Annotated in this window: 16 protein-coding genes and 1 pseudogene; 12 read left to right on the forward strand and 5 right to left on the reverse strand. The window is 59.8% G+C overall.

The features are described 5' to 3' along the window. Positions 1-3: 3 nt before the first annotated feature. A complete protein-coding gene (locus tag HQ945_RS15060) occupies positions 4-843 on the reverse strand; it encodes a TPM domain-containing protein (protein WP_425500659.1) in 840 nt (279 codons plus the stop codon). 80 nt (positions 844-923) lie between these two features. Further along, positions 924-1538 (reverse strand): LemA family protein, encoded by a 615-nt coding sequence (locus HQ945_RS15065; protein ID WP_091920912.1) that lies wholly within the window; start codon positions 1536-1538, stop codon positions 924-926. 137 nt (positions 1539-1675) lie between these two features. Between HQ945_RS15065 and HQ945_RS15070 the strand changes: the two genes are divergently transcribed. From HQ945_RS15070 to HQ945_RS15085, 4 genes are read left to right on the forward strand one after another with little or no spacing between them, the layout of a single operon-like run. Continuing rightward, complete coding sequence (locus tag HQ945_RS15070) at positions 1676-1924, forward strand: hypothetical protein (protein WP_027231059.1); 249 nt, start codon at positions 1676-1678, stop codon at positions 1922-1924. A 55-nt stretch (positions 1925-1979) separates the two neighbouring features. Beyond that, on the forward strand, positions 1980-2861 hold the full coding sequence (gene pdxY, locus HQ945_RS15075; RefSeq protein WP_027231058.1) for a pyridoxal kinase PdxY: 882 nt from the start codon (positions 1980-1982) through the stop codon (positions 2859-2861). A 60-nt stretch (positions 2862-2921) separates the two neighbouring features. After that, positions 2922-3590 carry a carbonic anhydrase gene (locus HQ945_RS15080; RefSeq protein WP_027231057.1) on the forward strand — a complete coding sequence of 223 codons (669 nt, stop codon included), beginning with the start codon at positions 2922-2924 and terminating at the stop codon, positions 3588-3590. A gap of 8 nt (positions 3591-3598) precedes the next feature. Next, the gene (locus HQ945_RS15085) at positions 3599-4015 is read left to right on the forward strand and encodes a DUF4440 domain-containing protein (RefSeq protein ID WP_091920910.1); all 417 of its coding nucleotides are present in this window, start codon (positions 3599-3601) and stop codon (positions 4013-4015) included. Between the two features lie 54 nt (positions 4016-4069). Here HQ945_RS15085 and HQ945_RS15090 read toward each other — a convergent pair whose 3' ends face one another. Further along, on the reverse strand, positions 4070-4888 hold the full coding sequence (locus HQ945_RS15090; RefSeq protein WP_091920908.1) for a lytic murein transglycosylase: 819 nt from the start codon (positions 4886-4888) through the stop codon (positions 4070-4072). Positions 4889-5194: 306 nt separating this feature from the next. On the opposite strand from HQ945_RS15090, the gene HQ945_RS15095 reads away from it, so the two are divergent. The 6 genes and pseudogenes from HQ945_RS15095 (at position 5195) to HQ945_RS15120 (ending at position 10077) form a co-directional block, all read left to right on the forward strand. Continuing rightward, positions 5195-5488 carry a BrnT family toxin gene (locus HQ945_RS15095; RefSeq protein ID WP_246272690.1) on the forward strand — a complete coding sequence of 98 codons (294 nt, stop codon included), beginning with the start codon at positions 5195-5197 and terminating at the stop codon, positions 5486-5488. Further along, on the forward strand, positions 5481-5777 hold the full coding sequence (locus HQ945_RS15100) for a BrnA antitoxin family protein (protein ID WP_174208241.1): 297 nt from the start codon (positions 5481-5483) through the stop codon (positions 5775-5777). The genes HQ945_RS15095 and HQ945_RS15100 overlap by 8 nt, the downstream gene beginning before the upstream one ends. 247 nt (positions 5778-6024) lie before the next feature. After that, positions 6025-7611: a signal recognition particle protein gene (ffh, locus tag HQ945_RS15105; protein ID WP_113280014.1), complete on the forward strand. Its 1587-nt coding sequence runs from the start codon at positions 6025-6027 to the stop codon at positions 7609-7611. Between the two features lie 2 nt (positions 7612-7613). Further along, on the forward strand, positions 7614-7931 hold the full coding sequence (locus HQ945_RS15110) for a chorismate mutase (protein WP_027231051.1): 318 nt from the start codon (positions 7614-7616) through the stop codon (positions 7929-7931). 11 nt (positions 7932-7942) lie between these two features. Beyond that, positions 7943-8362 (forward strand): 30S ribosomal protein S16, encoded by a 420-nt coding sequence (gene rpsP, locus HQ945_RS15115; protein WP_091920900.1) that lies wholly within the window; start codon positions 7943-7945, stop codon positions 8360-8362. A 154-nt stretch (positions 8363-8516) separates the two neighbouring features. After that, positions 8517-10077 (forward strand): annotated as a pseudogene (locus tag HQ945_RS15120) (alkaline phosphatase D family protein). A 3-nt stretch (positions 10078-10080) separates the two neighbouring features. On the opposite strand, the gene HQ945_RS15125 reads toward HQ945_RS15120, so the two are convergent. After that, on the reverse strand, positions 10081-10689 hold the full coding sequence (locus HQ945_RS15125) for a TetR/AcrR family transcriptional regulator (protein ID WP_113280013.1): 609 nt from the start codon (positions 10687-10689) through the stop codon (positions 10081-10083). A 101-nt stretch (positions 10690-10790) separates the two neighbouring features. On the opposite strand from HQ945_RS15125, the gene HQ945_RS15130 reads away from it, so the two are divergent. Continuing rightward, complete coding sequence (locus tag HQ945_RS15130) at positions 10791-11531, forward strand: SDR family oxidoreductase (RefSeq protein ID WP_091920894.1); 741 nt, start codon at positions 10791-10793, stop codon at positions 11529-11531. A gap of 9 nt (positions 11532-11540) precedes the next feature. Here HQ945_RS15130 and HQ945_RS15135 read toward each other — a convergent pair whose 3' ends face one another. Further along, complete coding sequence (locus tag HQ945_RS15135) at positions 11541-11930, reverse strand: DUF983 domain-containing protein (RefSeq protein WP_113280012.1); 390 nt, start codon at positions 11928-11930, stop codon at positions 11541-11543. Between the two features lie 191 nt (positions 11931-12121). Between HQ945_RS15135 and HQ945_RS15140 the strand changes: the two genes are divergently transcribed. Continuing rightward, positions 12122-13492 (forward strand): aminotransferase-like domain-containing protein, encoded by a 1371-nt coding sequence (locus tag HQ945_RS15140; protein WP_113280011.1) that lies wholly within the window; start codon positions 12122-12124, stop codon positions 13490-13492. The last annotated feature ends 9 nt before the right edge of the window (positions 13493-13501 follow it).

A 13501-nucleotide genomic window follows, 5' to 3' on the forward strand; every position in this document is an offset into this window, starting at 1 on the left:
GGCCTACCAGCTCCCCGATGCGCCGCCGCCGCCGGAGGACCCGCCACCCCCGGAGAAGCCGCCGCCACCGCCGCCGCCCGACGACCAGCCACCACCGCCTCCGGTCCAGCCGCCTCCTCCGCCTGACCACCCACCGCCCGATCGCCCGCGGGTGCGATTGTCAAAGCGCATGCCGAGCCATTCGTACTGGCCGGGGCCGATCTTGCGACCAAATGCCGGCGCAAGCACAGCGGTGGCGAAACCGCCGAAAAAGATGAGCGCCCAGATGGTTATGAAAATTACAAAGAACCAGTCAATATCGGAAGTCGGCTCCTTGATATTGCGCTTGGCCCGCGCCTCGACCTCGGCCTTATCGCCGGAGAGCACGGTCAGTATGTCATCGATACCGCGCGCGATGCCTCCGGAATAGTCGCCTGAACGAAAGCCGGGTATGATCGCGTTTTCGATGATCAGCTTGGAAAGAAGGTCGGTCAGCGTGCCCTCAAGCCCATATCCGACTTCGATGCGCACCTTGCGCTCGTTTGGGGCAACGACGAGAAGAACACCATTGTTCTCCTGCTTTTGTCCGATCGCCCAGGAGCGGTAGAGCCGATTGGCATATGGTTCGATCTCTTCCCCGTCGAGACTCGGCACGGTGACGACCACCACTTGGTCGGAGGACTTTGCCTCGTAAACCGCGAGCTTTTCCGTGATTGCGGCGCGGGTAGCGGTGTCGATGATGTTGGCGCCATCGACGATGCGCCCGGTCAGCGCTGGAAGTTCGGCAGCAAAAGCGCTGACCGACAGAAATGCCAGAAGAACTGCCGCGCAAAAGAGCTGCAGCACCGGTCGAATACGTTTCACCTCACGCAACTCCCGGGAGCATATGCGCGTGGCAGCAGCGACTGCAAACATCACACAAGCCCCTTCTTTCCGGCTGATGCCTAGAACTTCACCTGCGGCGTCTGCTTTGCGGAGTCGTCGATCGTGAAGGTCTGGTAAGGCTCGTTGCCGCGGAACCAGATCCAGCTCCAGATCATCGTCGGCATGGTCTTGAGCGAGGTGTTGTAGACGCGCACGGCCTCGATATAGTCGCGGCGGGCAACCGCAATGCGGTTTTCCGTCCCCTCAAGTTGCGATTGCAGGGCGAGGAAGTTCTGGTTCGACTTCAAATCGGGATAGTTTTCGACGACGGCAAGCAGGCGTGACAAGGCGCCGGTCAGGTTCGCCTGGTTGTCCTGGAAGGCCTTGAAGGCGTTGGGATCTGTCAGTGTTTCCGGTGTAACCTGTACCTGGGTCGCCTTGGCGCGGGCCTCGACGACGGAGGTCAGCACATCCTTCTCCTGGGCCGCATAGCCCTTGACGGTCTCTACCAGATTGGGAATGAGATCGGCACGGCGCTGGTATTGGTTGAGCACCTCGCTCCAGGCAGCCTTCGCCCGTTCCTCATTGGTCGGGATGACGTTGAATCCACAGGCCGAAAGCAGCGGCAGGAGAAACGCCACGGCGAGAACGGTGAGCGCACGGCGCGGCATCGCGACTGAAGGCAAATATTGCATCGAAAATCATCTCCCAAAATACGGATACACGGGGCCGGCGGCATCAAAACGAAGCAACGCGAGCCTAGACATTTTTTTCTGCAAAAGGAACTGGCAAAGCGCTATGCTGATTTGCCTTGGAATCGAATGGATGCCTCATGCCCGAACAGAACGACAATCGGCGGCCAGATACTGAATCGAGACGGATTCTTGAGCGTATCGAGCGTGAGACCGCGGTTCATGGCAACGCAATCGTCGGCCGCGCGAAGCGCCATTTTTCTGCACAGGATGCCGACGCCGCCGACCCGATCGAAGTCTGGGGCACGCGCATCGGCCGCCTGCTGGGATTGCTAGTATTAATCGCAATGTTTATTTGGTTGATTGTCTCCATATCCGGAAAGGGATGACGTTCGGCACTGCCGCCGCCCCTTTCTCTCCAATGCCCTCGCACGAGTATTTTCAATGACCGGTTCTGCTGTTTCCTCCAACGCTGTCATCGTCATTTCGAGCCACGTCGTTCGTGGCGCCGTGGGCAATCGTGGCGCAGTTTTTGCGCTGGAAACCCTCGGCCATCCGGTCTGGGCGGTGCCTACGGTCATTCTTCCGTGGCATCCCGGCCACGGGCCCGCCAAGCGCATCGTGCCGGAGCCCCAACAATTCGACGACCTCATTGCCGATCTCGAGCGCGCGCCTTGGCTCGACGAGGTCAGCGCCATCATGACCGGCTATCTTGGCCATGCTTCGCAAGCCGCGAGCGTTGCGCGGCTGGTAAAGACGATCAAGGCACGCAGGAAATCGGTGCGCTATCTTTGCGATCCGGTTATCGGCGACGAGAAAGGCCTTTATGTTCCCGAAGCGACGGCGACAGCCATTCGCGACGAACTGATGCCGCTCGCCGATATCGCTACACCGAACCGTTTCGAACTCGCATGGCTTGCGGGGGCGGATCTTCCTGACAACAAGGCGATCATGCAGGCGGCCCTGCATGCGGGGCCGGGCACCATGCTCGTCACCTCTGCCCATCCGATGATCGCGGGCGGCACCGGCAATCTGCTGGTGACGCATTCGCTGGCCCTGCTCGCCGAGCATCGCCTCGTCAACGGTCCGACCAATGGCCTTGGCGACCTGACGTCCGCGCTTTTCCTCGCAAGGACGCTGTCTGGCCTCGAACCCGAGCAGGTCTTGCAGCGAACCACCGCATCGGTTTTCGAGATCATGGCACGCGCTGCCAAGCGCGGCGCCGACGAATTGATGCTGGAAGCGGATGCCTCAAGTCTATCGACGCCAATGGCCATGACGCAGATGCGCCGACTTGTGCACCCGAGCAAAGGCATCCGGGCTTGAGCGCGATCTTACACCTGAAGACCAATTGATCTTCGCGATGATGAGGACTACAGCAAAGCCATGACCCTGCTTCCCGATAAACTTCTTACCGGCTATCGCAACTTCATGGCGCATCGCTATGCCAATGAGACCTTGCGCTACAGACAGCTTGCCGAAAAAGGTCAAACCCCCGAGACGCTCGTTATCGCCTGCTGCGACTCCCGTTCGGCGCCTGAGATCATTTTCGACACCGCGCCGGGCGAGATCTTCGTGGTGCGCAATGTCGCCAATCTGGTGCCGCCGTATGAACCGGATGGCGAGTATCACTCAACATCCGCCGCGCTTGAATTTGCAGTGCAAAGCCTCAAGGTCAAAAATATCGTCGTCCTCGGCCATGGCCGCTGTGGCGGCATCAAGGCGGCGCTCGATCCTTCCAGCGAGCCCTTGTCGCCCGGCGATTTCATCGGGAAATGGATGAGCCTGGTTGCGCCGGCGGCCGAAGCCATTTCCGCCAACGAGCTCATGACGACGCTGGAACGCCAGACCGCGCTGGAACGTATCTCGATCCGTTACTCCCTGCAAAATTTGCGCAGTTTCCCCTGCATCGACATTCTGGAGAAGAAGGGGCGGCTAACGCTCCACGGCGCATGGTTCGATATTTCGACTGGCGAACTCTGGATCATGAATCCCGAAACCGGCGACTTCGTTCGCCCCGACCCTGAAGAGGTCGGCGCGCCAACCCTGGAGTAGGCCCTTCGATGTTGGCGCGGCTTGTTCTTGCTTTCGCCTTCATCGTTTCGCTGAGTTTTGCTGGCCGCGCGGCAGATAGCCATGAACAGCTGGTCGAACAGTGGTATTCAGCCCTTGCAACCGCCGACCACGCCATGTTCGACAAGCTCCTGGCCGACGATGCAAGGGTGATCCTCGAAGACATAGACTCGATCCAGACGAAGGACGAGTTTCTTGGAAGCCTCGACGAATGGAAGAACGCGGTGCATGGCGCGACCCTGCGCCACCGGATCGCCAGCGCCGGCAACGGGACGGTCACCGTCTTCGTCTGCTATCAATTCCCGAGCAATTCTACCTACATGCGCGAAATCTTCAGTTTCCGCGGCGAGAAGATCATCGAGAGCGCACAGAGTTCAGTCGGCGAGGCCTGCGAAGGGTTCGAATGACAAAGGCCGGCGCGATGGGCACCGGCCTTGAAATTTAGTCTGACGCGAGGCCGGCTATTCGCCGTCGATCTTCGCGCCAATGATTGCGATTGCCTGCTGATAGACGCTTGCCGCGTTCCAGCCCTGGATTGCGGCGAAATTAGCCTGCCCTGGCTGATAGCCAGCGCCTGTCTGCCAGCCGTGGCCGCGCAGGAAATTCGCCGTCGAGGCCAGCGCATCCGCCTTGGATCGCAGGTCGATGCGGCCGTTGCCATCGCCGTCCACGCCGTAGCGAAGGACGTTGAGCGGCAGGAACTGAGTCTGCCCAATCTCGCCGTGCATGGCCCCGACGGAATTGGACGAGAGCGTTCCCTGATCGACCAGCTTCAACGCAGCATTCAGCTGCTCGCGGAAATATTCCGGGCGGCGGCAGTCGAAGGCAAGCGTCGTCACGGCGGAAAGGGTATTCTGGTTACCCATGAAGCTTCCGAAACCGGTCTCCATGCCCCAGATCGCGATCAACGGGCCGGCCGGCACGCCGAACCGGCGCTCGATGCTGGCGAACAAAGCGGCGTTTTGCGCCTTCTGCGCGCGCCCACGCGAGATAATAGTCTGACCGCCGCGCACCTGCATGAACTTGTCTAGCGAATATTTGAAGCTCTTCTGGTTGCGGTCGGCATTGATGGTCTTGCTCGCATAGGAAACGCCATCGAGCGCACTGATGCCCCTGCTGCCAATTCCTTGCGCCTGCGCTTGCTGCTTGTAGGCCTGGACCCATTCCTGAAATCCGGCGGAGTTGTTTCCGCAGGAGGGAGCAGCCTGTGCGGCGCCCGCCATCAAGAGGAGGCCGGCCGTTGCGACCGCAAAAAATCTGTTTTTGGCAACAGATGCCATGAAGATCTCCTTAAAAGTTGAATCGTGGTTGGCCCTATCTGCCATTTTTCTGCAACCGTGTCATCCGGCAGAATCGCGCGCCTTAAGGTTAAAAGGACGCAATTTTATCAAGGTCGTTGTCAATTTCGCAAAAATCGCCCCCTGCCCCATGTGACGACAGACATTGGGGCCACAACCGAGAGTCGGCATTCGCGCGTGTATAAAGCCCTGGCTCCCCGCCCAACATTAGAGAGAAAGGCTTACGGCTGGTGGTCTGCAAGGTTTTCGATTAGGCTTCCATTATAATTTTTGTATATACGATAATCATTGACCAAAAGTGATTTCATGACTAGGTTTGAGTGGGACCCCGAAAAGGCAAACCGCAATTTAAGCAAACATGGCGTCTCGTTTCGGGCAGGCGAGCGTTTTGAATTTCCTTCGGCTCTAGAATTCATCGACGATAGGGAAAACTACGGCGAAGAGAGAGTAGTTTCGATCGGGTTCATTGGCGAGGTTTTACACACAATGACATATACCGAACGCAACGGGTTGATCCGGATTATCTCGTTGCGAAAATCCACGACCGCAGAGATCAAAAGATATGCAAAAGCCTATGAGTGAAAAGGTTCGCGCTGCACATCGAGCGCGCATTGAAGCCGCCTTGAACAAGATCTCACCCGCGGAAGACGCTGCGCTCACAAACGCGGCATCCGAAGACCCTGACACCGCGCTCATCACTGAACTTACAAAGCGCCGACCCGGCAGGCCCGTGGCGGAAGTCACCAAGACGCCGGTTTCGATCCGTCTCAGCCCTGATGTCCTCGACCACTACCGGTCCACCGGACCCGGCTGGCAGGGTCGCATCGACGATGCCTTGCGTAAGGCTGCCGGCCTCAAGAAGCGGGCGTGACGGTCCTGGACGCGCGCAGCCTTGACTCCCGGGGCGAATTCCTGTTTAAGCCGCGCATCAATCCGCGACGAGTCTGGAACTCCGAGCAGCCGACCGGGACCCCGCAAGGGTTCGACGATCCCGGAGGTCAACACCCGACAGCGCCATGCGCCCTCGGGTGCCTTTTTGCTTTGAGCCATTGGCCAGGGCGCGGTTTGTGCCTACCTTTCGCGGAAACAGGTCCCTGGAAGGAAGAAGGAAAAACTGGATGTTCGAGAGCTTACAGGAACGACTAGGTTCGATATTGAACGGCCTGACCGGTCGCGGCGCGCTGTCGGAAGCCGACGTCGCAGCGGCTTTGCGCGAAGTGCGCCGGGCCCTGCTCGAAGCCGATGTTGCGCTTGATGTCGTCCGTTCCTTCACCGACAAGGTGCGTGCGAAAGCTGTCGGCGCCGAAGTCCTGAAAAGCATCAAGCCCGGCCAGATGGTGGTCAAGATCGTCCATGACGAGCTTGTCAGCATGCTTGGCGAGGAAGGCGTTTCCATCGACCTCAATGCGCCAGCGCCTGTCGTCATCATGATGGTCGGTCTGCAGGGCTCGGGCAAGACCACGACCACCGGCAAGATCGGCAAGCGCCTGACCGAGCGCGCGCGCAAGAAAGTGCTGCTCGCCTCTCTCGATACGCGCCGCCCGGCCGCTCAGGAACAGCTGCGCCAGCTTGGCGTGCAGACCGGCGTCGACACGCTGCCGATCATCGCCGGCCAGTCGCCGGTCGAGATCGCCGCTCGCGCCGTTCAGGCAGCGAAACTTGGCGGCCACGATGTCGTCATCCTCGACACGGCGGGCCGCACCCATATTGACGAGCCCTTGATGGTCGAAATGGCCGACATCAAGAAGAAGGCCAGTCCTCATGAAATTCTTCTCGTCGCAGATGCGCTGACCGGTCAGGACGCCGTCAACCTTGCTCGTTCATTCGATGAGCGCGTCGGCATCACCGGGCTCGTCCTTACCCGCATGGACGGCGATGGCCGTGGCGGCGCCGCATTGTCCATGCGTGCCGTCACCGGCAAGCCGATCAAGCTGATCGCCACCGGCGAAAAGATGGACGCGCTGGAGGAATTCTACCCACGCCGTATCGCCGACCGCATCCTTGGGATGGGCGACATCGTTTCGCTGGTCGAGAAGGCTGCTGAAAACATCGACGCTGAAAAAGCCGCGGCGATGGCCAAGAAAATGCAGTCCGGCAAGTTCGATCTCAACGATCTTGCCGACCAGATCGGCCAGATGCAGAAGCTCGGCGGCATGGGCGGCATCATGGGCATGATGCCCGGGATGGGCAAGATGAAGGACCAGATGACCGCCGCCGGCCTCGACGATTCCATTTTCAAGCGCCAGCTTGCGATCATCTCTTCGATGACCGCGGCGGAGCGCGGCAATCCCGACATGCTCAAGCATTCGCGCAAGCAGCGCATCGCCAAGGGTTCCGGGACCAATGCCGCCGACATCAACAAGCTTTTGAAGATGCATCGTCAGATGGCCGACATGATGAAGGCCATGGGCGGCAAGGGCAAAGGCGGCATCATGAAACAGATGATGGGCGGCCTCGGCGCCAAGATGGGCCTTGGCGGGCTCGGCGGGATGGGCGGCATGCCTGATCTCTCCAAGATGGACTCGAAACAGCTCGAGGCCCTGCAGAAGCAGGCGGAAGCCGCCGGCTTCGGCAAGGGCGGCGGTCTGCCTGGCGGGCTCGGCGGTTTGCCGGGTGGACTTGGCGGCATGGGTGGCATGGCCGGAATGCCGCGCCTGCCAGGGCTTGGTGGTGGTTTGCCCGGCCTTCCAAAGAAGAAAGGATAATCATGTCCTCATCATCCCTCCCGAAGGAACTCATCGATCTGCGCGCTTCCATCGACAACATCGATGCGGCGCTTATCCACATGCTTGCCGAACGCTTTCGCTGCACCAAGGCAGTCGGCGTCCTGAAAGCAAAGAACGGTCTTGCTCCGGCCGATCCGGCCCGGGAGAGGCGGCAGGTGGAACGCCTGCGTGCCCTCGCCCAGCAAGCCGATCTCGACCCCGATTTTGCCGAGAAGTTCCTGAACTTCATCGTCAAGGAAGTGATCAGACATCACGAAACAACGGCCGCCGAGGAAAACGGCGCCCCATCTAACACCTAAGGAGAATAACAATGTCACTGAAAATCCGTCTGGCCCGCGCAGGGTCGAAGAAGCGTCCTTATTACCACGTCGTCGTTGCTGACGTTCGCGCCCCGCGCGACGGCCGCTTCATCGAGAACGTCGGTGCCTGGAACCCGATGCTCCCCAAGGACGGCGACCGCATCAAGCTGAATGAAGAGCGCATCCAGTATTGGATCGGCCATGGCGCACAGCCGACCGACCGTGTCCTGCGTTTCCTCGACCAGGCCGGCATCGCCAAGCGCGACGCGCGCACCAACCCTGAAAAGGCTGTTCCGGGCAAGAAGGCGCAGGAACGCGTTGCCCTTGCTAAGCAGGCTGAAGAAGATGCGAAGGCTAAGGCCGCTGCGGAAGCTGAAGCCGCCAAGGCCGCTGCCGAAGCTCCGGCTGAGGAAGCCGCTGCCAGCGAGTGAGCTGTCACGCTGCAGTCTTGTTGAAACGGGTGGCTCTGGCCGCCCGTTTTCGTTTTGGCCCGCGATAATTTCACGCGCCTGCAAAAAAACCGAAACAATCCCGATGCACAAGAGGCGGGTTAGCCAGCCAATTGCAAGCCAAGGGAACATTTTCATGTCGAATCGATTTGCCTACACCCGCCGCAGCTTTCTCACGTCTTCCGGGGCTTTGGCCCTGACCGCTGCTTCCGACCTTTCCTGTCCGGCAATTTCACGCGCCGCGTCGCGCCCGGTGTTCACGCACGGTGTTCAGTCCGGTGACGTCGATTCTGCAACGGGCATGATCTGGACGCGAACCGATCGGCCGTCCCGGATCAACATCGAAGTTTCGACGACGGAAAGCTTTGCCACACCTCAATGCACTTCCCAATACTGACTTTGCCGCCAAGCAGCTCCTTACCGATCTCGCCTCCGACCAGGAAGTTTTTTACCGCCTCACTGCAGTCGATCTTAACGATCTCAACGGCGTATCCGAACCGATCGTCGGCCGTTTCAAGACCGCGCCGATGTCCAAGCGCAGCATCCGCTTTGCATGGTCGGGCGACACGGTCGGTCAAGGTTGGGGCATCGATGAGACGGGCATGAAGACCTATGCGTCGATCGCCAAGCACCAGCCGGACTTCTTTCTGCATTCGGGTGACACAATCTACGCCGACGGGCCCCTCGTTGAGGAAGTCGATCTGAAGGATGGTACCAAGTGGAAGAACCGCGTCGTCACCGATGAGAAGCGGAAAGTTGCCGAGACGCTCGACGAGTATCGCGGCCAATGGAAATACAATCTGCTTGACGATCACGTACGGGCGCTGAACGCGGTTTGCCCGACGTTTTTTCAATGGGACGACCACGAGGTGACCAACAACTGGTCGTCCTCGAAGAACCTTGCCACAGACGATCGCTACAAGGAGAAATCTATCGCGCTGCTGTCAGCGCGCGCGGCTCGTGCTTTTCACGAGATGACGCCCATCCGCTATACGCCTGCGGAGCCGGGCCGGGTGTATCGCAAGATTGCCTACGGGCCCTTGCTCGACGTCTTCTTCCTCGACCTGCGTTCCTATCGCGGCCCGAATGGACCCGACACGGAAGAGGCTATTACCCCGGAATCGTCAATTCTCGGCGAACGTCAGTTGCGGTGGCTCAAGCGCGAGTTGCTCAATTCGAAAGCAACGTGGAAGATCATTGCTTCTGATATGCCGCTCGGCGTTATCGTCTGGGACAATGCCAAGGACAAGAAGGGCGCAGAGGCAGTCGCCAATGGCGATAATGGTCCGGCCAAGGGTCGCGAACTCGAAATCGCCGATCTGCTGCGCTTCATCAAGACCGCTGGCATCAACAACACCGTCTGGCTGACGGCAGACGTGCACTACACCGCCGCGCATTACTACAATCCCGACAAGGCGCAATTCCAGGACTTCGCACCTTTCTGGGAGTTCATTTCGGGCCCCATCCATGCCGGAACGTTCGGACCGAACGACCTCGACCAGACTTTTGGACCCGAGCTCAAATTCATCAAGGCACCGACTGCCGAGCAAGGTCAGAACGTGCCGCCCTCGGCCGGTCTCCAGTTCTTCGGGCTGGTCGATATCGAGGGCGCCAGCCAGCAACTCACGGTGCGCCTGATGGACCGTGAGGATGTCGAGCTTTACAAGGTCACGCTCGACCCTGTTTTCTCATCTTAGAGGCTAACCAGCGCCGGCTATCAGCGAATCCCAGGCCGCCATGGCGGCCTGGGCGGTGCGCATCAGCGTCTCGCGCGACGCGCCGTCGCGGGCGGTGATCGACATGCCATGCTGGACCGTCGCGTAGAACTCGGCAACCAGATCGCAATCGACGCTTGACGGAAGCTCGCCCTCGCGGATTGCGCGTTGCAGCCGGTTGCGCATTTTAACAGCGTTGCCGAGGCGTTGTTCCTTCAAAAGAGCGCAGGCCGGTTCCGATCCGCGTTCGCCGTGAAGCGCGCCAAGAACGACAAGGCAGCCGTGCGGCCGATCGGGCTGCGAATAGGCGACCGCCGTTTCTTTGAGAAAATTAGCAAAGCCTTCACGCGCCGTGAGCGCTTCCAGGGCCTCCCAGATCTCCAGCCCCACATTCCTTTGGTAAAGTTCAAGCGCCTGCTCGAACAACCCGGCCTTGCTGCCGAAGGCGGCGTAGAGACTAGGAGCGTTGATCCCCATCACCTCGGTAAGGTCGGTCATGGAGGCGCCTTCGTAGCCGCGCGACCAAAATAGCCCCATGGCGCGAGCCAGAGCTTCTTCCCTGTCGAATGAGCGCGGTCGTCCGCGTGGCGGCATCGTGAGGACCTTTCTGTAGTGATCAATATGTAAATAGCTTGACGTTGCGGTGCAAGCATCTTAGGTGTTTATGTATCGATCATTACATAAAGGAAGATTGTATGTCTCGTCTCGACAACAAAGTCGCATTCGTCACCGGTGGTAGTCGCGGTATTGGCGCAGCGATCGCTCTGAAACTAGCGGAGGATGGTGCCGATATTGCCCTTACCTATACCAGCAGCGTGGAGAAGGCCGAGGCTGTGGTCAATTCAATCGAGGCCCTGGGACGCAAGGCAATCGCCATCAAGGCGGACAATCTTGATGCCGCGGCCGTCGAGGCTGCTGTCCAGGAAGCGCACGCCCGGTTTGGGCGGCTCGATATCCTTGTGAACAGCGCCGGCGTCTTCTCGGTGGACCAGATCGAAACGGCGAGCCTTGCGGAGTTCGACCGCGTCATGTCCATCCATGTCCGTGCCAGCTTCGTCGCCTCCAAAGCGGCGGCAGCCCTCATGAGTGCCGGTGGACGCATCGTGTCGATCGGCAGCAATCTCGGTGAGCGTGTGCCGTTTACGGGGCTCAGCATCTATGCCACCAGCAAGGCCGCACTTACGGGCCTGACGAAAGCGCTGGCGCGAGACCTTGGCCCGAAGGAGATCACCGTCAATATCGTCCAGCCCGGCTCCACCGATACGGACATGAACCCGGCCGACGGCGATCATGCCGACGCCCAGCGCGCCCTCATGGCCATTCCGCGCTTCGGCAGGGCTCAGGATATTGCCGGGGTCGTAGCCTTTCTCTCCGGCGATGAAGGTCGCTTCATCACAGGCGCATCGCTGACCGTCGACGGCGGCACCAACATCTGATCGTGCAGGTTAAAGGTCACCCTTGCGAACAAGCTTGCCTTCTTCGGCCTTGTGGAAATATTGCGAGCAGACGAGCCAGCCCTTCAACGGCCGCAACAGGACCAGGCTGCCGAGCAGCGTCAGCGGCAGCGTGGTGATGAGATGCAGCCAGATCGATACTTCGTAGGTCGTCTGCAGCCACAGCGCGAAAAGCATCGCTGGAACAGCAACGATCGTCATGGCGAAGAAGGCGGGCCCGTCGGCGGGATCGGCAAAGGAATAGTCGAGACCGCAGACCTCGCAGGACGGAGCAAGTTTCAGGAAGCCATTGAACAAATGCCCCTGCTGGCATTGCGGGCACCGTCCGAGAATGCCCGTTTTCATCGGATTCTCTGTCGCATGATAGTGAGCGTCTGACATTTGCTTGGCCTTTCGCGGCTGCAGATTGTATGGCACCTACACCCATACAAGCAATCGATGTTTGAACTCAATATACGCCGTTTTCGCGAAACTTAAAGAAGCAGTCGGGCAATAGCGACAAAATGGCTTGCTATCTTATAACATCGATTCTAATTGTATGGACAATGCGTCCATACAATTAGGTGGCCTTGATGAAATGGAAGCCTCGAATTGCTGTTGGCGCCCGCTACAAGCACGCGGGCATCGCGGATGCATTGCGAGCCGATATTGCGTCCGGCGCGGTCAAATCCGGCGATGTCCTGCCGCCACAGCGCGAAATTGCGCGCGAACTCGGCGTTGATCTGACGACAGTAACACGTGCCCTCAATGAGGTGCGTCGGTCGGGCCACATCGAGGGCCGCATCGGTTCCGGCACATTCGTAAAGGCGCCTGCCGTTCAGGCGACTGTGGCAGCACAGGCAAATGAACTCGATTTGACCATGAACATACCTCCGCAACCCGCGGACCTGCCCGCTCGCATCGCAAACGGCATTGGCGCCCTTCTCGCCAATGGACAAAACCGGCTGTTGTCCTACCAGGAAACGGCCGGAAGCGCGTCGTCCCGAGCGGCGGCAGCGTCCTGGCTCGCTCCGCGTCTCGGCGCTGCGCCCGAAAAGGATCGCGTCGTCGTTGCCGGCGGGGCTCAGAGCGCCCTCTTTGCCGTCTGCAATCTCCTCGGCCCCGGCGCAACTATAGCGGCGGGCGCGTCGACCTATCCGGGACTCAAATCTGCAGCGTCATCCCTTGGCCTCAAGCTTTACTCACTCGCCATGGATGAAGCCGGCATTACGCCAGAAAGCTTCGAGGAATGCTGCCGCAATGAGCCGCCCAAGGCGCTCTACATTATTTCGTCCATTGACAACCCGACCACCGCGACGATGCCGCTTGCGCGGCGGCGGGCCATTGCTGCAATCGCCGCTCGCCATGGGGTAGCTGTCATCGAAGACGATCCCTACGCGGAACTGCTCGACAAGCCGATACCGGCGCTAGCAACGCTCGCCCCCGACCTGACATGGCACATCGCCACATTGTCGAAATGCGTAGCTCCGGCACTGCGCATTGCTTTCGTCGCCTGTCCTTCGGCGCTCGATGCCCTAAAGCTTGGTTCCAGCCTGCGTGCCAGCAATCCGGGTCCATCGCCGCTGCTCACCGCGCTCGCGGCCGATTTCATTCAGACGGGAACGCTCCGTGAGATCGCGACCACCATCAGATCGGAAAGCCGGGAACGCCAGGCCCTCGCGGCACGGATTCTTAAAGACTGGACCTTTAGAGCCGAACCTGGCGGACATCATCTCTGGCTGTCGCTGCCACAGCAATGGCACGCCGGAGAATTTGCCGCGCTCGCCATTCGCTCCGGGCTGGGTGTCGTGCCAGCCTCGGCGTTCAGCATCGGGGCACCAAGCATGGAAGCGGTCCGTGTTTCCCTCGGCGCTGCCCCCGACAGGACCAGATTGGAACAGGGTCTGGTCCTGCTGGATCGCCTTCTGCGCGAGCCGAAGTTCAGCCCTGGTATGATTGTATAGGCGCTGCGA

Source organism: Phyllobacterium pellucidum, from assembly GCF_013327855.1.
GTDB classification, from domain to species: domain Bacteria; phylum Pseudomonadota; class Alphaproteobacteria; order Rhizobiales; family Rhizobiaceae; genus Phyllobacterium; species Phyllobacterium pellucidum.